The 18,524-nt window shown below is 64.8% G+C and carries 18 protein-coding genes; 7 read left to right on the top strand and 11 right to left on the bottom strand.

The features are described from left to right. Positions 1 to 216: 216 nt before the first annotated feature. The 3 genes from N551_RS0101730 to N551_RS0101720 all read right to left on the bottom strand — a co-directional run bounded on the left by N551_RS0101730 (position 217) and on the right by N551_RS0101720 (position 4,471). Positions 217 to 1,023: a WecB/TagA/CpsF family glycosyltransferase gene (locus N551_RS0101730; protein WP_027565472.1), complete on the bottom strand. Its 807-nt coding sequence runs from the start codon at positions 1,021 to 1,023 to the stop codon at positions 217 to 219. Further along, positions 1,016 to 3,379 (bottom strand): exopolysaccharide transport family protein, encoded by a 2,364-nt coding sequence (locus N551_RS0101725; protein ID WP_027565471.1) that lies wholly within the window; start codon positions 3,377 to 3,379, stop codon positions 1,016 to 1,018. The genes N551_RS0101730 and N551_RS0101725 overlap by 8 nt, the downstream gene beginning before the upstream one ends. 291 nt (positions 3,380 to 3,670) lie before the next feature. After that, entirely contained in the window at positions 3,671 to 4,471 is an 801-nt protein-coding gene (locus N551_RS0101720; RefSeq protein WP_027565470.1) for a methyltransferase, read from the bottom strand. Between the two features lie 394 nt (positions 4,472 to 4,865). Between N551_RS0101720 and N551_RS0101715 the strand changes: the two genes are divergently transcribed. Next, the gene (locus N551_RS0101715; protein ID WP_027565469.1) at positions 4,866 to 5,894 is read left to right on the top strand and encodes a glycosyltransferase family 2 protein; all 1,029 of its coding nucleotides are present in this window, start codon (positions 4,866 to 4,868) and stop codon (positions 5,892 to 5,894) included. A gap of 15 nt (positions 5,895 to 5,909) precedes the next feature. Here the strand turns inward: N551_RS0101715 and N551_RS0101710 are convergent, their stop codons facing one another. After that, positions 5,910 to 6,896, bottom strand: coding sequence for a glycosyltransferase (locus tag N551_RS0101710; RefSeq protein ID WP_027565468.1), 987 nt, complete (start codon positions 6,894 to 6,896; stop codon positions 5,910 to 5,912). Positions 6,897 to 7,143: 247 nt separating this feature from the next. On the opposite strand from N551_RS0101710, the gene N551_RS0101705 reads away from it, so the two are divergent. The 3 genes from N551_RS0101705 to N551_RS38605 all read left to right on the top strand — a co-directional run bounded on the left by N551_RS0101705 (position 7,144) and on the right by N551_RS38605 (position 10,860). Next, positions 7,144 to 8,208, top strand: a complete 1,065-nt coding sequence (locus tag N551_RS0101705; protein WP_027565467.1) for a glycosyltransferase — start codon at positions 7,144 to 7,146, stop codon at positions 8,206 to 8,208. A 40-nt stretch (positions 8,209 to 8,248) separates the two neighbouring features. Further along, the gene (locus N551_RS0101700; protein WP_027565466.1) at positions 8,249 to 9,649 is read left to right on the top strand and encodes an O-antigen ligase; all 1,401 of its coding nucleotides are present in this window, start codon (positions 8,249 to 8,251) and stop codon (positions 9,647 to 9,649) included. A gap of 65 nt (positions 9,650 to 9,714) precedes the next feature. After that, positions 9,715 to 10,860, top strand: coding sequence for a GNAT family N-acetyltransferase (locus tag N551_RS38605; protein WP_027565465.1), 1,146 nt, complete (start codon positions 9,715 to 9,717; stop codon positions 10,858 to 10,860). A gap of 42 nt (positions 10,861 to 10,902) precedes the next feature. On the opposite strand, the gene wrbA is transcribed toward N551_RS38605, so the two are convergent. The 3 genes from wrbA to N551_RS0101680 form a co-directional block, all read right to left on the bottom strand. Beyond that, the gene (wrbA, locus tag N551_RS0101690) at positions 10,903 to 11,502 is read right to left on the bottom strand and encodes an NAD(P)H:quinone oxidoreductase (protein ID WP_027565464.1); all 600 of its coding nucleotides are present in this window, start codon (positions 11,500 to 11,502) and stop codon (positions 10,903 to 10,905) included. 82 nt (positions 11,503 to 11,584) lie between these two features. Beyond that, positions 11,585 to 12,283 (bottom strand): pirin family protein, encoded by a 699-nt coding sequence (locus tag N551_RS0101685; RefSeq protein ID WP_027565463.1) that lies wholly within the window; start codon positions 12,281 to 12,283, stop codon positions 11,585 to 11,587. A gap of 36 nt (positions 12,284 to 12,319) precedes the next feature. Further along, a complete protein-coding gene (locus tag N551_RS0101680; RefSeq protein ID WP_027565462.1) occupies positions 12,320 to 13,072 on the bottom strand; it encodes an SDR family NAD(P)-dependent oxidoreductase in 753 nt (250 codons plus the stop codon). Positions 13,073 to 13,189: 117 nt separating this feature from the next. Here N551_RS0101680 and N551_RS0101675 point away from each other — a divergent pair, with 117 nt between their 5' ends. Then, entirely contained in the window at positions 13,190 to 14,125 is a 936-nt protein-coding gene (locus tag N551_RS0101675; RefSeq protein ID WP_027565461.1) for a LysR family transcriptional regulator, read from the top strand. A 131-nt stretch (positions 14,126 to 14,256) separates the two neighbouring features. On the opposite strand, the gene N551_RS0101670 is transcribed toward N551_RS0101675, so the two are convergent. Then, on the bottom strand, positions 14,257 to 14,514 hold the full coding sequence (locus N551_RS0101670; protein WP_027520456.1) for a hypothetical protein: 258 nt from the start codon (positions 14,512 to 14,514) through the stop codon (positions 14,257 to 14,259). A 154-nt stretch (positions 14,515 to 14,668) separates the two neighbouring features. Here N551_RS0101670 and N551_RS0101665 point away from each other — a divergent pair, with 154 nt between their 5' ends. Continuing rightward, positions 14,669 to 15,652: a tripartite tricarboxylate transporter substrate binding protein gene (locus tag N551_RS0101665; protein WP_027565460.1), complete on the top strand. Its 984-nt coding sequence runs from the start codon at positions 14,669 to 14,671 to the stop codon at positions 15,650 to 15,652. Between the two features lie 95 nt (positions 15,653 to 15,747). Beyond that, positions 15,748 to 16,098 carry a hypothetical protein gene (locus tag N551_RS0101660; RefSeq protein ID WP_027565459.1) on the top strand — a complete coding sequence of 117 codons (351 nt, stop codon included), beginning with the start codon at positions 15,748 to 15,750 and terminating at the stop codon, positions 16,096 to 16,098. Here N551_RS0101660 and N551_RS0101655 read toward each other — a convergent pair. The 3 genes from N551_RS0101655 to N551_RS0101645 form a co-directional block, all read right to left on the bottom strand. Beyond that, positions 16,095 to 16,571, bottom strand: a complete 477-nt coding sequence (locus N551_RS0101655) for a YbaK/EbsC family protein (RefSeq protein ID WP_027565458.1) — start codon at positions 16,569 to 16,571, stop codon at positions 16,095 to 16,097. The genes N551_RS0101660 and N551_RS0101655 overlap by 4 nt on opposite strands. A gap of 41 nt (positions 16,572 to 16,612) precedes the next feature. Further along, on the bottom strand, positions 16,613 to 17,344 hold the full coding sequence (locus N551_RS0101650) for a haloacid dehalogenase type II (protein ID WP_027565457.1): 732 nt from the start codon (positions 17,342 to 17,344) through the stop codon (positions 16,613 to 16,615). Positions 17,345 to 17,436: 92 nt separating this feature from the next. After that, positions 17,437 to 18,447, bottom strand: coding sequence for an NAD(P)-dependent alcohol dehydrogenase (locus N551_RS0101645; RefSeq protein ID WP_027565456.1), 1,011 nt, complete (start codon positions 18,445 to 18,447; stop codon positions 17,437 to 17,439). Between the last annotated feature and the right edge of the window lie 77 nt (positions 18,448 to 18,524).

Raw genomic sequence — 18,524 nt, 5'->3', positions numbered from 1 at the left:
GCTGTGAAAGCTGGCTCGCACTATTGGCTGAGCCGATTGTGCCGCTTGTGCCGACGGCCATACAAAAACATGCGGCGGCCGGGAAAGTTGCCGACGCCGACTGTGACAGTCTCTTTAGCCGCTTATGAGCCCGACCTGCAAGGCAATACCGGCGCCGCTGGCGCTGAGGTAGCGCAGGTGGGGCTGATCACCGGCGGCGGTCATGTCGTTGTCAACTCAGCGATTGAAGGGCCCGTTGCGGCTGAACAGCAGATAGATCGCGCGAGGGTTGGTGGTCAGATAGCGCCAGAACAGCCGGCGGGGCTCGAGCAAGGTGCGCCAGGCCCATTCCAGGCCGATCTTCTGCATCCATCGCGGCGCGCGGGCGCGGCTTCCCGACAAGAAGTTGAACAGGCCGCCGGATGTCTTGATGACGCCGACATTGGTGAGATGCGGCGTGAATTCCTCGACGAAGGCCTGCTCGTTTGGCACGCCCAGCGCAACCCAGAGATAATCCGGCGCTAGCGCGTTGATCTCGTCGACCTTCGCGCGCAGTGCATCGCCACGGAGATACCCGTGGCTATGGCCGACGATCTTGAGGTTTGGATACATCTTCCGGACGTTCTCGACCGCCGCGGCGTTCTCGTCCTCGCTCGCGCCGAACATGTAAAAGGTGCGGCCGACCGCTTCCGCCTTGCGCGCGACGACGTGAAACAGATCCGTCGTGGCGACGCGCTCGGGCAGCGGAAACCAGGATTGCAGCCTTGACGCCGCCACCAGCGGCTGACCATCGGCGTTGATGAGGTCGGCGCCGCGGAACAGGCGCTCGGTCTCCGGTTCGGTCGAGCATCGCGCCAGGACCTCGCCATTGGCCGAGGTCAGGTGCAGCGGACGGCCGATGCGATGGCGCGGATCGGTCGCCTCGATCATGAAATCTGCGGTCGCTTCGAGGTCGAGCGCGGCCATGCGAAGGCCGCCGATGGTGATCCGCGGCACGTCGGCGGTTGCGGCCCGGCCATCGAGATTGATGCGGCGCTCAAGCATATTGTCTGCCTCGTTGGCGAGCTTGGGCCATAGGGGTGAGTTCGTCGAGCACGACGCCGACGAGCTTGCGCTCGGCGCGGCCGAGCGTGCTCAATATCTCTTCCAGGCCGTCGTTGATGTCGAGGCTGGTCGGCAACACTGCCACCAGCGCGTCGGCATCATCGAGCAGCTTACGGCTGCCGGCCGTGAGTGGCGCCGTGGGGCCGTCGAGGATCACGAGGTCATAGCCGCCGGCGGAGCGCGCCTGCTCGATGGCCTTGCGGATGGCGTCAGTGGCCTTGCCAGCGTCGCCTTCGACGGCCGGCAATACCGAGATGCCGTTGAGTGTCTTGATCTCGCGTGCGGCCTTGCTGCCGATCGAAAGCCATCCGACCTTGCTCGGCTCGCTCTTGCGGGGACGGTTGACCTTGTTCGAGAGAAAGTGCGCCTGATGGTCGGCGTCGATCATCAGCACCCGGGCGCCGTCGCGCGCGGCCGCGAGCGCGAAATTCAGCGCCGTCACGCTGCGCCCGGTGGTCTCGCTGGCACCGACGAGCGCGATGATCGGCATTGTCTTTCCGCCGGCGCGCCGGGCCGCCGTAGCGCGCATGTCGCGCCAGGCGTTGAGCAGCGTCGTCAGTGGAAAGCCGGGGCGCAGCGTCGGCCAGCCCAGCCGAGTGAGGTCGATGCCGCCGCCGGTGGCGAGAATGGCACCGAGCGTGTGGATGACGTCGGCCTCCTGCAGGCGCGCGATCAGCGGCTTTTCGATCAGGGGCTTCTCGACCATCGAAGGTTGCAGCGGCGGGGCGGCGAGTTCCGGCAGTGCCTCCGCGACTTCCGGGGCTCGCGAGACCGGCTGGGGCCGGGCAGTCCCCGGCGCCCGCGAAGGCTCTGGAGCTCGCGGCAACGGAGTACGATGGGGCCGGGCCGGCGCCGGTGCCGGCACGAACGCACCGGCGAACAGCAGTTCGGCCGCGACGAACCAGCTCGATGCAGCGATTGCGCCGAAGATGAAACCGATCATGGCGAACAGGCTCATCGCCGGCGGGAACGAGCGCCGTTGCGGCACCGTCGCTTCGCCGATGATCCGGGCCGCCGAGGTGTTCAGCGTCTCCTGCTCCTCGGTCTCGCGCGAGCGCTTGAGGAAGGATTGATAGACGTCACGGCTTGCATCGGCCTCGCGCTCGAGCTCGCGCAGGCGCACGGCGGCCTGGCTGAGCTGGACGCTCTGCCGCTTCTGCGCCTCCAGCGCCCGACTGAGCGAGGCTTCAAAGTCGCGGGCGCGCGTCAGATCGTTCTTGGCGGACTGGGCGAAGCGGTCGATCTCTTCGTTGATGGTGCGCTTGAGATCTTCGACCTGCTTCTCGGTCTGGCGCAGCGCCGGATGACGCGGGCCGAGCTCGCCGGCTTGCTCCGCATATTTCTTGCGCGCATCGGCATACTGCGCGCGCAGGTTCGCAATGGTCGGCGATTGCAGCGCCTCGGAGTTTGCGCCTGCATCTGCCGTGGTGCGTCGGCTCGCCTCGATCTGGTCGAGGCGCGCCTGCGCGTCCATCGTCGCGGCGCGGGCGGCGGAAAGCCGCTGGTTGCTGGCGGAAAGCTGCTGGTCGCTGATCAGCGCATCCTGGGTGCCGACGAAATTGTTCTGGGCCTTGTAGGTCGCAAGCACGGTCTCGGCGTTGCGCAGCCGCTCGCGCAGCTCCTTCAGGCGGCCGGAGAGATCGTTGGTGGCGCGCCGCGCGGCCGACGCCTGCGAGTTGCGGGATTCCGCGAGGTAGGCGCTGGTCAGCGTGTTGGCGAGCATCGCCGCTTTCGCCGGATCGGTCGACCAGACCTCGATGTCGACGATGAAGCTCTTCTCGGTCTTGCGGATCGTGATGTGCCGGTTCAGCGCCTCGAGGGCGGCGAGCTGCACTTCCTTTTTCTCCGTGGCGGAGGGCGCGTGGGGCTGAAGGCCGATCAGGCCGAGCAGCGACGACATCACGCCTTTGCCATCGGCCCCGCCGAATTCGGGGTCCTTGTCCAGATCAGCCTGCTGGATCACCTGGAGCAGCACGCTGTTGGAGGTGATCAGGCGCGCCTGGCTCTCGACCACCATCGACATGCCGGAGACGTCCTGCGCGCGAGGCGTTAGTTCGCGATCGACGAGCTGAAGCTCGCGCGGGTCGACATAGAGCTGGGCGGTGGCGGTGTAGCGGGGCGCCAGGCTCTTGCCCACGGTGACGGCAAGCGTCGCACCGAGCAGCGCGGCAACGGCAATCGCGATCTTCCGCCGCCAGAGCAGATTGACCAGCTCCAGCACGTTGAAGCCGGCCCGAGGCCGCTGCTGCGGAGCCTCCGGTCTGGCCCGGTCTATCGGCTGGTTGTAGTCAAGCATGATCCCCAGCTTTCATTCCAAGTGCCGCGTGCTGAGGGGGTACTCTTCGCTCTACGCCACGCACCGCAAATATAGGTGCCCACTCAACGCAACAGGGAAAATTAACCATACTCATTGAGGGACTATTCACCGAAATGGCAAACAAAGCGTTTAAGCGCATGCCACTCTTCGACGCGTCGTCGTGACGCGTGCGATGGCGCGGTCCGTCAGAGATTAACGGTTCGTTACCGCGTGCGGCGTGGCCGCGAGGCTTCGCTGGTCTTGCCATCGGCCGCGCCCGCGCCATGGCCGTCAGCTTTTCCGCAGGATGACGTGATAATCGCCGCGGCGGACGTCGGTCCCGCGCGGGAGCACGGCGTTGAGCACGGCGGCACCGGCGTCGACCAGGGCTGCGAACAGCGGCTTGCGCCGGCGCATCTCGGGATAGCGCGGGCTCTCGACCTCACGGCGGTAGATCATCTCGAGGCCATTGGCGGCGGCGAACGCTTGGAGCCTCGGCAGCGACACCAGGGGATGGAAGAAGGTCGGGAACGGCGGCTCGCCCGGCAAGCCGGCATCCTTGATGCCGCGAATGTGCCGGTAGAACCAGACGTGGAACCAGTGCGGCGAGTATTTGGTGACGACCCCGGACAGCGAACGCGGATTGGGCGCGCCGATCAGGATCATCCCGCCGCGCTTGAGCGCATCGCGGAAATTCAGGAGTGCGGCGTCGACGTTGGGAAGATGTTCGATCACGTTGTAGCAGATCACCAGATCGAAGGTCTCGCGCCCGAAGCGGTAGGTCTGGACGTCGCCGAGGATTGCTTCGTCCGCGTAGCTGTTGTTGCGAACCTGGTCCTCGTCGATGTCGACGACGGTGACCTTGCTGCGGCTCAGCAATTCCGGTGGCAGTACGCTGCACGAGCCGCCTCCGGCTTCGTAGGTGGCGAGCTGGCCCTGCGGCAGTTCGCGGCGCAGCACGTCGTGAACGGCGAGCAGGCTATCGCGGGCTTCACCGGGGACGAGATCGTGCAGCGCCTGAGTGTGTGCAATGGCCGCGGGAATTTGGACCGCCGTGGCTGTCGCGAAATCGATCGTGGCTGGCTTGTTCATTTTTTTTCGACCGCGCTTGTTCGACTTAAATTTACAGGAATAATCTCGTGTACCCGTAGAGCAAATCCGATGCCGCGACGCCTCACTCGTCGCAGTGCTTACGGTCAGGTTAATGAGCATGTGCGTTAACTACGGTATCGTCCGCGCCAGCCGCCATCGGCGCCGTGGGCCGCGAATTGCAGTATTACGCGCGCAAGGTTTCGCAGCAGAAACACCCGGAAGCAGTTAAGTGCATGGATGGCGGAAAATCGGCGGCGTGGCGCCGTCGGGAGGCTCAAACCGGCCGTTCATTTTGGGACGTGCCTGTCCCGCGGCGATGTGCCGTCGCGGGACGGCGCTGATCCCCGGGATCGAAGCAGGGCTTTTTCAATCTATCTCGGACATCTAGAACGTCATGACATTGATCCCGACAGACCTGTCCGCCACGCGTATCTCGGATGCCGTGCGCGATCCGAACCGGGAGATCGCGGCCAGCTCCCGGATTATCGACCTGTCGGTTGGTATCGTCGTCTGCATCCCCTGCTTCCGCCGCCCGCAGCATCTGCGGTTGACGCTGGACTCGCTCGCCAGCCAGCGCACCCCGCGCTCCTTCGCCGTCGTCATGGTCGAGAACGATGCGGTCCGGCGCGAAAGCGCGCCGGTGGCAGCGGAATATCTCGCCGATGGCAGGCTTCAGGGTGTCTGCCTGGTCGAGAAACGGCAAGGCAACGTCCAGGCGATCAATGCCGCGTTCGAGACGGCGCTGGCGATGTTTCCCGCCGCCACCCGGTTCCTGATGATCGACGACGACGAGATCGCCTCGCCCGATTGGCTCGAGCTGATGGTCCGCACCGCGGAGGCGACCGGCGCCGATGTGGTCGGCGGGCCGGTGCTGCCGGTCTTCGAGGACCGCAGCATGCCCTGGCTTTCGCGCCACCCCGTTTTCTGTCCCGCCTATGATTACAGCGGCGCTGTGCCCCTGATCTACGGCTGTGGCAATTGCCTGATCACGCGTGCGGCGTTCGAGAGGTTCGCCCGTCCCGCCTTCGACCCACGCTTCAACTTCCTCGGCGGCGGCGACTGTGATTTCTTCGTGCGGTGCCGCGATGCCGGCATGACGTTCCACTGGACGGCGGAGGCTGTCATCACCGAGACGGTGCCGCAAAGCCGCACCAGTTTCGGCTGGATCGTGAAGCGAGGCCTGCGCATCGGCGCGATCAATTATCGCGTGCAGGCCAAGGCCGCGCAGGGCGCGGCGGCGCGCGTGTGGGTGTTTGCGCAGATGCTCGGGAGGTTGCCGCTGTCGCTGGTGCGCGCGGCCGCTTTGCTGAAATCGTCGAAGGCCGTCGTCGCGATGCATCCCGTGATGGTCGCGCTCGGCTCGGTGCTCGCCGCGTTCGGCATCGAGCCGAAGCCCTACGAGGCTTCGAAGATCGTGTCCTGACGCCGAGGCGGCGGGCTAAATACCAAAGCAGGCGAGGGCGACCCTGACCGCGGAACGCGGCAGCGATTTGAGCGAGCGGCGCCCGACCATCCCGAGATAGGCGAAGGCCTGGCGATATCTGCCGAAGCGGACCGCTTGCATCGCCGAATACGTGACGAGATGAACCTCGGCGGCCTGGCGCAGCCCGGCTGCCATGCCCGCTGGCAATCGCGCCATGATCAGCCCGTCGTCGAACACCCGCGCGATCGCCGGAAAGAAATCCTGCGGCGTCCGCACCGCCGCGTTCATGGTGTTGGCCGTGTGCAGGCGGTAGTCGAGCAGCAGGTTCGGCGCAAATTCGAATTCGCCGATCGCGGCAAGACGGCACCAGCAGTGCCAGTCCTCGCAATATCTGAGCGAGACGTCGAAGCCACCGATGGCGCGGAAAGCCTCTGCACGTGCCAGCGCAATGCCGCCATTGACGATGAAGTTGCCGGCCGCGAGCCGCGCCAGCACGTCGCCGGACGGTTTGCGGCGTCCTTTCAGCAGATCCCGTCGGCCGATCTGCCGCCCCTCGCTGTCGATCGTGTTGTAGTCGCCGTAGACGAGAACCGCTCGTCGCGCGCCACGCGCAGCCGCCAGCAGCGCCGCGACGGCGCCGGGCCGCAGGCGATCGTCGGCATCGAGGAAGAGCAGCCATTGGCCGCTCGCATGGTGCGCGCCGAGATTGCGCGCTGCCGATACGCCGGCGGCGCCGTTGGTGATCAGGCGCAGTCGCGGGTCACGAATGGCGCGGACGATGGCGGTGGTGTCGTCGGTCGAGCCGTCGTCCACGACGATCACTTCGCTGACCTCGGCCTGAGCCAGTGCGCTGGCGAGGGTTTCGCCGACATAGGCCGCAACGTTCTTGGCCGGAATGATGACGGACACCGATGTGGTTGAGCCGACTTGCAGCGGGAGGCGCGCTGCCGGAACGACGCGCGATGTGGCGGGCAATTCGAGAATTTCTTCCGCGGTGATCAAGATACGACTCGCCTTTAACCGTCTGTTAACCAGGGCGCTTTGGCGCGTTGGCAATGCGATCGATCGCAACCTTGGCCGTCGCGAATGATACTCGCATTGGGAAAAAAACGTCGCCGTGAAGGCTAACGCAGCGCTGGTTTCGTCAATTAGCGTTAAGCCGCCGGCATTAAGCCTGTGGCAAATTTGGAAGAGTGCGGCAGCCGGTCCCATGCGAGAATGCGCATCAGGCCGCCGCGGATGGACCCCAGTGCCCGCAAAGACATTCGACTACGATCCCGACGACATGGTCCTCAACCTGTTCTACGAGGACAAGGACGATCGCTGGTTTCCCGGCGATCGGCATTTGCGGCGCATGGCGCGTCGCATGCTGCTCGGCGAGCCGCGCATGAGCGGGCAGCTCCGCGTGTTCCTCAATCTCTGTGCGGGGCTCGACCGGCTCGGTATCCGCTATCGCGTCAACGACTATGGCTACATCGCGCGGCATCCGGGCGAACTCGCCTGCATCATCGGCCGCACCTTCCTGCTCGACAAGTTCGCCTGGAAAAATCCGATCCTGCTCGGCGTCGCCGCCCACAATCATCCACTCGACGATCCCGACCTGTTCAAGCGCCTGCCGGTCAAGAAGGTCGTGGTGCCCGGCCCGTGGTACGCCGACATGTATCGACCGCATTGGCCCGACACGGAGGCCTGGCCGATCGGCATCGACACGGATCTCTGGGCGCCATCGCCGACGTCTCAAAAGAACGTCGACGTCCTGATCTACGACAAGGTGCACTGGGACCGCGATCACCATGCGACGGAGCTGATCGAGCCCGTCCGCGCCCGGCTCACGAGGGAAGGCCGCTCGTTCACCGAGCTGCGTTACGGCAGCTACAAGGAAGAAGACTATCGGGCCGCGCTCGCGCAATCGCGTGCGATGATCTTCCTCTGCCAGAACGAGAGCCAGGGCATTGCCTACCAGCAGGCATTGTCTTGCGGCGTGCCGGTGCTGGCCTGGGATCCCGGCGGCCCTTGGCGGGACCCCGATTATTATCCGCATCGCGTTCAGTTCGCGCCGGTGTCGTCGGTGCCGTACTGGGACGATCGTTGCGGCGCCAAGTTCGTCGACATCGCAGGGTTTGAGGCGGGCTGGGATGATTTCTGGGCCGGGTGCGCCGCCGATACGTTCGATCCGCGCGGTTTCGTGCTCGACAACCTCACGCTGGAACAGCGTGCCCTGCAATATTACGAGATCGCGCGGAGCATCGTGCGGCAGCAGGCGCCGCAGAGCTCCGGCGGACTGGTTGACGGATGCTTAACAGGGATCGGCTAGGACTTCGGGCTTCCCCCGGCTTCACCACCAACCTCGAGCCATGGATCGCAGCGCCACTGACATGACCGACGTCGAGGCCCGATCGTTCGGCGACGTCCTGCGCGTTGGGCTTGCGGGGGTCAACGCCGTGCGGGCGGCGCGCTGCCTCGTCGCAGTCGCAGCCCTGCTCCTCGTGCTGGTGACGCTCGATCCGTTTCCTGACCTGCGCAACGAGGATGTCACCACCGTGGTCGGCGGGCGAATGGCGCTCACCTATGTCTCCTGGGGTCTATTGGCCGTGGTCGCGGTATTGTTCGTCGCCGCAACGGATGCGCCCGCGCTGAAGACCCTGGTGACGCCACTGCATCTCTGCCTGGTCGGCTGGCTGGTGATCAACATCGTCTTCTCCGAGAATCGCGGAGTCTCGATGCAGCGCTTCGTGCTCGCAGCCAGCGTGATGTCGCTCGCGGTGTTGTTGCCGCTGTTGCCGCCGACGCAGCGTAGCTTCAATCTGTGTCTTGGCGGCGCCGCGCTCGCACTGCTTACGCTCTGCTATCTCGGCGTCTTCCTCGCGCCGCAATATTCGATGCACACCGCACTGGACGTCACCGAGCCGCAGTTGGCCGGCGACTGGCGCGGAAGCTTCGGCCACAAGAACATCGCTTCGCCCGTGATGACCATCCTGATCTATGTCGGCATTTACTTGTCTGCCATTGGTTCGTTCGTGATGGGGCCGGCCATCGCCGCGCTGGCAGGACTCTTCCTGATCTTCACCGGCGGCAAGACGTCGTCGGTGCTGTGTCTTGCGATCTACGCGCTCGCCTCGCTGGTCTGCGTCACACCGAGCCTGTGGCTGAAGCGGATCATTTGCTTCGTGCCGCTGATCGTGATGAACCTGTTGACGGTCGGCAGCGTCCTGAGCCCGGCGCTCGGGGCGATGACGCGGCTGCTTCCACTCGATCCCACCTTCACCGGCCGTTCCGCCATCTGGGAGTTCGCGCTCGCAGCCGTCGCCGAGAAGCCGATCATCGGTCACGGCTACGCCGCGTTCTGGGACGACGTGACCGCGCGGCAGACCGCCCAGGGCGCCGAATGGGCGACGAGCGCGGCGCACAGCCACAACAGCTATCTCGACCTCGCTGTCACGATCGGCCTGCCGGGGCTATTGCTGGTGATCCTCGTCTTCGTGCTCGCGCCGCTAGGCAATTTCCAGACGGCCCGAACTCACAACCGCAGCGGTGCGTTGGCAAAGCTGTTCCTGACCGTGTGGCTGTTCGGCCTGTACTACGGGGCCACCGAGACCTTCCTGCTCGAACGGCAAAATCCGATCTGGTTCATGTTCGCGGTTGCCGTGGCCGGCCTGCACTTCCTGGCCAGGTTCCAATGCGTCGCGGAAATGGAACCGGACGACTTGTCGCAGCCGGTGCCGCCGCAGTTGCATCGGCTTAACGATAAGCCGTGAGGTCACTTGTGGCCGCGACAAAACATAATCTATCTGGAAACACCCAGTAATCGCATGTCCCGCGGATGACGATCCTCAGCGTCGAGCAACCAGATGGTCTTGTGTCCAGCACGTCGGGAATCGCGGTCGATTTCGTGCGTGATTGGCCGCGGGCCGCATCGCGCCTGAACGCAGGCCATCGCACTGCATTCCAGCATGGCTACTGGCTCGGCGCCTGGTACGAGGCGTTCCACGGTCTCTCGCCGCTGATTGCATTGATCTCCGATGCCACGACCGGCAGGGACATCGCAATGGTGCCGATGATCAGCCACCTCAGGCGCGGCATCCGCATCGTCGAATTCGCCGATCTCGGCGTCTCCGACAACAACGCGCCAATCCTGGCGCTCGATGCCGCGTTGGACGCGGCGGCGACGGAGGCGATCGGCAAGGCGCTGATCGACGCATTGCGCGCATTGCCGGACCGCTTCGATTTGCTGCGCCTGAAGAAGATGCCGGCCCAGATCGGCGGCAACCCGAACCCGCTGGTGTCGCTCGGCCGGGTCGGGTCCTGCTCGCTCAACGGCAACGTCGTGCTGACCGGCGACGACTATGAAGATTACCAGGCCTCGATCAAGCGCATGCAGATGCCGCGCTGCTGGCGCGTCTTCAACCGTCACGCCGGCGCGCGATTCGAGATCGCTACCGATGTCGCCCGTGCGCGCGAGCTGCTGGACGTGATGGATGCCCAGCAGCAGGCGCGCATGCGAAAGCTTGGTTCGCGCTTCGTCCTCAACGACGAAACCCATGCGCAGTTCTATCGCGAGGTCGCGCGTCAGGGCGTCGCGGACGGTTATGCCGTCATCTCGGCCCTGGTCTGCGACGAGGCCGTCGTCGCCACCACGTTCGGCGTCAGGTTCGGTGCGGCCTATTTCCTGCTGCGCATCAGCCATGCCGGCGATTCCTGGTCGAACTGCTCGCCGGGGCTGCTCGTGACCGAGCGCACCATGGCGACGCTGCATGCGGAGGGCGTGCGCCGTTTCGACCTCAGCATCGGCAACCAGGAGTACAAGCGCCGATTCGGCGCCGAGCCGGTGCCGCTGACTGATGTCAGCGTCGCGCTGTCCTGGCGCGGCGTGCCCTTCGCGTGGCGTGACCACGCCGCCCAGGCCCTGCGCCGTCATCCCAGGCTCGCTGCCTTTGCGGCGAAGGCGATTGGCAAGGGGACGCGCTGACGGGCGCTCCCCTCCATCAGACGTGCAGCTCAGCCGTGTAGCTCAGCCGTGCAGCTTCCTGGCTGTCTCCGCGATCTGGCGGCCCTGATAGCGCGCACCGGCGAGCTCGTTGGCGCTGGGCTGGCGGCTGCCGTCGCCGCCGGTGATCGTGGTGGCGCCGTAAGGTGCGCCGCCGGTGATCTCGTCGAGCTTCATCTGGCCGGCGAAGCCGTAGTTCAGGCCGACCACGACCATGCCGAAATGCAAGAGATTGGTGATGATCGAGAACAGCGTCGTCTCCTGGCCGCCATGCTGGGTCGCGGTCGCCGTGAAGGCGCCGCCGACCTTGCCGTGCAGCGCGCCCTTGGCCCAGAGACCGCCGGCCTGGTCGAGGAAGTTCGCCATCTGCGAGGCCATGCGGCCGAAGCGGGTGCCGGTGCCGACGATGATTGCGTCGTAGTTTGCGAGGTCCTCGATCGTCGCGACGGGGGCGGTCTGGTCGAGCTTGTAATAGGACGCCTTGGCGACCTCGGCCGGCACCAGCTCAGGCACGCGCTTGATGTCGACGGTGGCACCGGCTTCGCGCGCGCCTTCCGCAACGGCATTGGCCATCGCTTCGATGTGGCCATAGGCGGAATAATAAAGGACGAGAACTTTGGTCATGATGGTCTCCGTTGGATGCAGATTTGATGCGTCGGTGTCGGGAGCGTCATGCCGGGACAAAGCCTGCATGACGAAGGCGTTGCTAAACCGCGTCGACGAGCACGATCTCGGAATCTTCCAGTGCCGTGATCTTCAGCCTGTCCTCGTCGCGGATCGCCGCACCGTCGCGGGCGTTGACGCGCACGCCGTTGATCTCGACTGACCCCGCCGCGGGCACGAGATAAAGGTGCCGTGACTTGTCCGGCGCGTACTCCGCGCTCTCGCCCGCCTTCAGTGTGGTGGCGAGCACCCGCGCATCGGCGCGGATCGGCAGAGCGTCCGTGTCATTCTCGAAGCCGCTCGCGATGGTGACGAGCTTGCCCGAGCGGTCTCCTTTCGGAAACGGCTTCGAGCCCCAGGTCGGCTGGCCACCGCGCGCGGTCGGCTCGATCCAGATCTGGAAGATGCGTGTCCTGGTCGGCTCGAGATTGTATTCGGAGTGGCGGATGCCGCTGCCGGCGCTCATCACCTGCACGTCGCCCGCTTCGGTGCGGCCTTCGTTGCCGAGGCTGTCCTGATGAGTGATCGCGCCCTCGCGCACATAGGTGATGATTTCCATGTTGGCGTGGGGATGGGCGGGAAACCCGGTGTTGGGCGCGATCTCGTCATCGTTCCACACCCGCAGGGCGCCGTGACCCATGTTGTCGGGGTCATAATGGCTTGCGAAGGAGAAATGATGCTTGGCATTGAGCCAGCCGTGATCGGCGCCGCCGAGCTTTGCGAAGGGTCTGAGTTCGATCATCTGCGTAATTCCTTGTTTGAGCGGGCGGCGCCTTGATCAGGCGCCGAAACCGCCGTCGACGTTGAGCACGGTGCCGGTGACGAAGGAGGCTTCCGGACTTGCGAGGAACACGACGCCAGCCGCGACTTCCTCGGGGCGGCCGAAGCGTTGCAGCGCGTGCTGCTTGCGCTGGGTCTCGGCGAACTCGCCGCCGTCCTTCGGGTTCATGTCAGTGTCGATCGAGCCGGGCTGCACCACATTCACGGTAATGCCGCGCGGGCCGAGGTCGCGCGCTGCGCCCTTGGTGTAACCGACCACGGCGGCCTTGGTGGCGACGTAGTCCGCAAGACCCGGGAACGAGGCGCGGTCGGCAAGCATCGAGCCGACGGTGACGATGCGGCCGCCCTCCCCCATCAATTGCGAAGCGGCGCGGATCGCCGCGATTACGCCATGCACGTTGATGGCATCCTGGCGGGCGAGCGCTTCCGTGTCGGCATTGGCATCGTCGATCGCGCCACCGCTCGCGACGCCCGCATTGTTGACGAGGATGTCGAGATGGCCGAACTCTTTCGCGACGTCGTTGACGAGCTGCGTCACGTCCTTGGCCGAGGCCTGGTCCGCCCGGAAGGCGCGCGCCTTGACGCCCCGGGCCTTCAACTCGGTGACGACCGCTTCCGCCTTTTCGGGCGAGGCGACGTAGCTGATGGCGACGTCCGCGCCTTGATCGGCGAGTGCGCGGGCGGAGGCCGCGCCGATACCGCGCGAGCCGCCGGTGACGAGGGCAACCTTGCCTGAGAGCTTCTTGGTCATTGGATTTCTCCATTCCTGAATTTCTGATGACCCTTGGATAAGCCTCCGCCTGTGGTATAGAAATAGAAACTGTTGAAACGCATTGTTTCCTTAAACAGCCCAATTGGATCCGCTATCATGGCCAAACTCCCCGATTTCGAGGCGCTCGCGATTTTCGCAAAAGTCGTGGAATTACGATCGTTTGCGGGGGCCGCGGGCGAGCTCGCGATGTCCAAGGCGACGGTGTCCAAGGCGGTCACGCGCCTCGAAGAGCGGCTCGGCGCCCGGCTGTTCAACCGCACCTCACGCCGGCTCGCGCTGACCGATGCCGGGCATAAGCTCGCCGAGCGTGCGACGCGCCTGCTGTCCGACGGCGAGGCGGCGGAGAACGAAGCACTGGCGCAGTCGGTAGCGCCGCGGGGCCTGGTGCGGCTCGCCGTCCCCATGACATTCGGGATCAAGGCGGTGGCGCCATTGCTGCCGGAGTTCTTCGAGGCTTATCCGGAGGTCTCGGTCGATCTGCACCTGAGCGATGCGACCATCGATTTGATCGGCGAGGGCTTTGACATGGCGGTGCGGATCGCGCGGCTGCCGGATTCCTCGCTGATTGCGCGGCGGCTCTTCACGATGCCGCGCTTTACGGTGGCGGCGCCGTCCTATCTTAAGCAATACGGACGGCCGACGCATCCGATGCATCTGGCCGAGCACAAATGTTTCAGCTACGCCTATCTCTCGACGCCCAACGTCTGGCACTACACCAATTCGGCCGGCGAGCAGGCCAGCGTGCGTCCGGGCGGGCAGCTCCGCGTGAACAACGGCGAAGCGGTAATGCCGGCGCTGATCGCCGGCCTCGGCATCGCCGACCTTCCGGAATTCATCGTCGGTGACGCCATCTCCTCCGGCGAGGTCGAGGTGGTCCTGAAGGACTGGAAGCAGGTTGAAGGCGCCGTGCATCTGGTGACGCCACCTGGCGGCCCGCGCCCCGCACGCGTCGAGGCGCTCGGCGATTTTCTCGCAGCGAAGCTGCCGGGTACGTGCAAGCGGCAGGTGCGCGGAAGGGCAAAGCCGTCGTAGCAAAGCCGTCGTAGAGCGAGTGCCTTCAGCGACCTCCGTCATTGCGAGAAGCGAAGCGACGAAGCAAATCCGGAATGTCTCCGCGGAGGCATTCTGGATTGCTTCGCTTCGCTCGCAATGACGGAGTTGGACTAAGACACCGTCACATCATTACGCGCGACCACGCGCAAGTTCGGCTTCAACGTTTCTTCCAGCTGCGACTTCAAATCATGGACACGCGGATCGCGCGAGCGCTTCGCGCAGACTGCGTATTGATGCACGGATTGCGCCAAGGCGCGTCGCGCTTCCGGCGTCCGCGTGACGTCGGGTTTTGATAGCCGCAAGACGATGGCGGCGAGATTCACCAGCATCTCGTCCAGCGCCACGTCAATGGTCTGAAGTCTATTCATCGCTCCACTCCCTGCGAGGCAACGGTAGAGTCCGGGGGGCGTTCCTGACCGGGCGGAACATGGATAATGCTTCGTTAATCCCGCCGCACGGCTTGTTCTTGCGGGCGGTCACGCTAGGCTGGCACCGAAATAAGAAAACAGGGGGAAATCTGCCATGGATCGACGCGATGTCCTGCGCGCCGCTGCCGCATTGCCGTTGTTGCCTTCGTTGTCGAGCGTGGCTTTCGCGCAAGTCTATCCCGCGCGCAACGTCACCATGATCGTGCCGTTTCCGGCCGGCGGCCAGGCGGATCTCGCGGCGCGCCCGGTCGCACAGGCGCTGGAGCGAATCCTGGGCAAGGCGGTCATCGTCGACAACCGCGCCGGCGGTGGCGGTGGATCGGTCGGCAATGCCGCGGCGGCGCGAGCCGAGCCCGACGGCTACACGCTGCTGATGACGCTGTCCTCGCTCGCGGTGCTGCCCGAAGCCGACCGGCTGTTCGACCGTCCGGTCGCCTATGAGATCTCGCAGTTCATGCCGATCGCGCGGGTGCTGGCCGATCCCACGCTGCTCGCCGTGCCGGCCTCGGCGCCGTGGAAGACCGCGCAGGATTTCGTCGAAGACGCAAAGAAACGCCCGGGCCAGATCACCTATGGCTCGTCCGGGCCTTACGGCACGCTGCACGTGGCGATGGAAATGTTTGCGAGCAGCGCCGACATCAAGCTGCTGCATGTGCCGTTTCGCGGCGCCGGTCCAGCGCTCACCGCGCTGCTCAGCGGCACCGTGCAGGCGATCGCCGCCGCACCGGGAACGCTGAAGCCGCAAGTGGAGGACGGCAAGCTGCGCGTGCTCGGCAATTGCGGCGCCAAGCGCATCGCAAGCTTCCCCGATGTACCGACCTTCCAGGAGCTCGGCTACAAGGACGTCGAGATGTACATCTGGGCCGGGCTGTTTGCGCAGAGCGCGCTGCCGGCGCCGATCGCGGCCCGCCTGCGCGAGGCGATGGCGCAGGTGATGACGAGCCCGGAGGTGCTCAAGGCCTTCGAAACGTCGGGCAGCCTCGTTGCCTATCAGGACGCGCCGGCGTTTGCCGAGTTCGTGGCGGTCGACAGCGCGCGGCTGATTACGGCAGTGAAGAAGATCGGCAAGGTCGAATAAGTTCCTGGCCCGTTTTCACAATTTTTTGTTGGTCCAGAACCTCTCCCCGTCTCATTGATTGGAGAGAATTCAGGAGACTCGCGAAGGAATCGGACATGCGAACAGAGCGGATTGCGCTGGGTGTGGCGCTTGCGATCGGCGGCATCGTCGCGCAGGGCGCTGCATCCGCTGAAGAGTATCGCGCAACCATGGAGCAGCAGATGGCCTGCACGCCGGATGTGTGGCGGCTGTGCAGCGACCAGATCCCTGATGTGAGCCGCATTACGGCCTGCTTGCGGCAGAACACGCCCCAGCTCTCCAGCGGTTGTCGCGCGGTGTTCCAGTCCAACAACCAGATGCCGCCGCAGCAGCAAGTTCCGGGCAATCGCGCCGCGCCGGCGCCACGATATAACAATGCGCCACCGCCTCCGGCGACCCAGCCCCGGCCTTACGACGAGGATGATTAGGGCGCTTCGGACCTGACTTCGCAGACATCGACCCATTCCGCCGCAGTCAGCTCGGCCATCCGCTCCGGCGTGATGCGCACCGCGCTGTGGGTCGAGCCAGCGGCCGGCACCACCACGTCGAACGCTTTCAGCGAGACGTCGCAATAGACCGGCAGCGGCGCCTTCAGTCCGAACGGGCAGACGCCGCCGACCTCGTGGCCAGTGACCTCCGCGACCTCTTCCAGTCCCAGCATCTTCGGTTTGCCGCCGAACGCGGCCTTCACCTTCTTGTTGTCCATGCGCGAGGTGCCGGCCGCGACGATCAGGATCACGCGCTCGCCGATCCGCAACGACAGCGTCTTGGCGATCATTCCGGGTTCGACGCCATAGGCTTCGGCGGCCAGCGCCACTGTCGCGGAGCTGATCGGGGATTCGATGACTGATATGTCGGGGGCTTTTTCAGCGAAGAAGGCGCGAACGGATTGTAGGCTCATTCAGGTCGGCTCATTCCAGACTTATGGGCGGGCGGCGATGCCTAAGCAATCCTTGGCAGCTCCGAGAGCGCCCGGACGCGATGATCGGGCGCAAAGCCGAGCTCGTCCATCTGGGTGCGGATCGCCTTGAACATCGTCAGCGGTGCCACGAGTTCGTTCTCGACGCAAGCCAGCGCCATCGCTTCGGGCGTCACCCGTTCGATCCAGGCAACGTTCAATCCGAATGCTTTCGCGCCCGCAACATCCCAGGGATTGGAGGAGACGAACAGCGCCTCATCCGGCGCGGTGCCGAGCACCTCGCCGATCAGCTCATAGGCTTCCGGGCTCGGCTTGAAGATCTTCTTCGCGTCGACGCTGATCGTGGCGTCGAGCAGGGCGTCGAGGCCGGAGTTGCGCACGAGCGCATTCAGCATATCCGGACTGCCGTTGGAGAGGATGGCGAGTTTTCGCGGTTTCAGAGCCGTGAGCGCTGCCGTCGCATCCGCATAGAGATCGAGATGCAGATATTTCTCGATCACGCGCTCGAATGCCTCGTTCTCGTAAGCGAGCCCGAGCACGCGCAGCGTATAGGCAAGCGAGTCGCGCGTGATGGCTGCGAAGTCCTGGTAGCGCCGCATCAGCGAGCGCAACCAGGTGTATTCGAGCTGCTTGATCCGCCAGATCTGCGTGATGATCTCACCGTAGCCCGGAAACGCATCCTCGGTGGTCTCGGCGACCGACTGGATGTCGTAGAGCGTTCCGTAGGCATCGAAGACAACGGCTTTGAGGCTCAATTGACCTGTCCTCCGGGATCGTTGCGGTCCACGGACTATACAAGGCGCCCCGAAATCGGTCCAAGACGGAATCGCGACTTGGGCCCTGGTTTCTAAAGCCTGATCACGACCTTGCCGAAATGTGAGCCGGTCCGCAGGTGCGCATACGCTTCGGGTGCCTCATCGAAACCATAGATCCGATCGACGATCGGGTGGATCGCATGTTCGGTCAGGAAGCGATTCATCGCGGCAAAGTGTTCGACCGATCCGACGGTGACACCGATGATGTCGGCATTCTCCCACTGAAGGCGCGCGAGGTCGGGCTTGGGACCGAACCCCGTCAAGACACCAATCTGGACGATCTTGCCACCCGAAGCGACCGATCGCAGCGATCGATCATAGGTGCCGGGACCGCCGAGTTCGAGGATATGACTGGCCCCGGCGTCATTCGTCGCCTTCATCAGGGCGACATCCCAGTCAGGCGTCTCGCGATAGTTGATGAGGATCGAGCCGCCCAGCGCCTTGGCGCGGGCGAGTTTTTCATCCGAGGAGGATATCACGATCGCACGCGCCCCCAACGCCACCGCGAATTGAAGCCCGAACAGCGCAACGCCGCCTGTTCCCTGGACCAACAGCGTGTCGCCTTTGCGCATCCCGCCGCGTGCGATGAGGCCATGGAACGCCGTGACGCCGGCACAGGGCAGGGTCGCTGCCTCCACCGCGGACAGATGCGCCGGCACTGAGACCAGCGCGGTCGCCGGCAGCACGACATACTCAGCCAGCATTCCGTCCATCGTGTTGCCACCGAGGGATGACGGAATATAGCTGGACTTGAACGGCCCCGAGATCCAATCGCGGAAGAAAGACCCAGCGACGTGGTCTCCGAGTCGCCATTGCGCGACGTCGGTGCCGATGGCGTCAACGACACCCGCACCGTCGGAGAGTGGCACGCGGCCCTTGAGCTCGCCTTGGCCTGCACGGTCGAGGATCAGGAGGTCGCGGTAATTCAGACTTGCCGCTTCGACCCGAATGCGGACCTCGCCATTGGCGGGTTCGGGTTTGCTGATTTCGACGCGCGCAAGGCGGCCAGCAGCAGCATGGCTATTCAAATGGTAGGCTCTCATCGTTGCTCCCTTCACAAGTGCATTCACTTGGACGAGCAAAGTCTGTAGGGTCTGACAGTGCTGTCAGGGTCAAGAGG

The organism is Bradyrhizobium sp. URHA0013 (assembly GCF_000518345.1).
Classification (GTDB): domain Bacteria; phylum Pseudomonadota; class Alphaproteobacteria; order Rhizobiales; family Xanthobacteraceae; genus Bradyrhizobium.
The sequence above is the reverse complement of the archived record's forward strand: the minus strand, read 5'-3'. Positions and strand labels throughout refer to the sequence as shown.

What these genes read in the sequence shown, in the direction of transcription:
- N551_RS0101655 (WP_027565458.1), bottom strand. Translation starts at nt 16,571, where the DNA reads ATGAGCCTACAATCCGTTCGCGCCTTCTTCGCTGAAAAAGCCCCCGAC.
- N551_RS0101665 (WP_027565460.1), top strand. Translation starts at nt 14,669, where the DNA reads ATGGATCGACGCGATGTCCTGCGCGCCGCTGCCGCATTGCCGTTGTTG.
- N551_RS0101675 (WP_027565461.1), top strand. Translation starts at nt 13,190, where the DNA reads ATGGCCAAACTCCCCGATTTCGAGGCGCTCGCGATTTTCGCAAAAGTC.
- N551_RS38605 (WP_027565465.1), top strand. Translation starts at nt 9,715, where the DNA reads ATGACGATCCTCAGCGTCGAGCAACCAGATGGTCTTGTGTCCAGCACG.
- N551_RS0101680 (WP_027565462.1), bottom strand. Translation starts at nt 13,072, where the DNA reads ATGACCAAGAAGCTCTCAGGCAAGGTTGCCCTCGTCACCGGCGGCTCG.
- N551_RS0101730 (WP_027565472.1), bottom strand. Translation starts at nt 1,023, where the DNA reads ATGCTTGAGCGCCGCATCAATCTCGATGGCCGGGCCGCAACCGCCGAC.
- N551_RS0101700 (WP_027565466.1), top strand. Translation starts at nt 8,249, where the DNA reads ATGGATCGCAGCGCCACTGACATGACCGACGTCGAGGCCCGATCGTTC.
- N551_RS0101725 (WP_027565471.1), bottom strand. Translation starts at nt 3,379, where the DNA reads ATGCTTGACTACAACCAGCCGATAGACCGGGCCAGACCGGAGGCTCCG.
- N551_RS0101645 (WP_027565456.1), bottom strand. Translation starts at nt 18,447, where the DNA reads ATGAGAGCCTACCATTTGAATAGCCATGCTGCTGCTGGCCGCCTTGCG.
- N551_RS0101660 (WP_027565459.1), top strand. Translation starts at nt 15,748, where the DNA reads ATGCGAACAGAGCGGATTGCGCTGGGTGTGGCGCTTGCGATCGGCGGC.
- wrbA (WP_027565464.1), bottom strand. Translation starts at nt 11,502, where the DNA reads ATGACCAAAGTTCTCGTCCTTTATTATTCCGCCTATGGCCACATCGAA.
- N551_RS0101685 (WP_027565463.1), bottom strand. Translation starts at nt 12,283, where the DNA reads ATGATCGAACTCAGACCCTTCGCAAAGCTCGGCGGCGCCGATCACGGC.
- N551_RS0101670 (WP_027520456.1), bottom strand. Translation starts at nt 14,514, where the DNA reads ATGAATAGACTTCAGACCATTGACGTGGCGCTGGACGAGATGCTGGTG.
- N551_RS0101715 (WP_027565469.1), top strand. Translation starts at nt 4,866, where the DNA reads ATGACATTGATCCCGACAGACCTGTCCGCCACGCGTATCTCGGATGCC.
- N551_RS0101720 (WP_027565470.1), bottom strand. Translation starts at nt 4,471, where the DNA reads ATGAACAAGCCAGCCACGATCGATTTCGCGACAGCCACGGCGGTCCAA.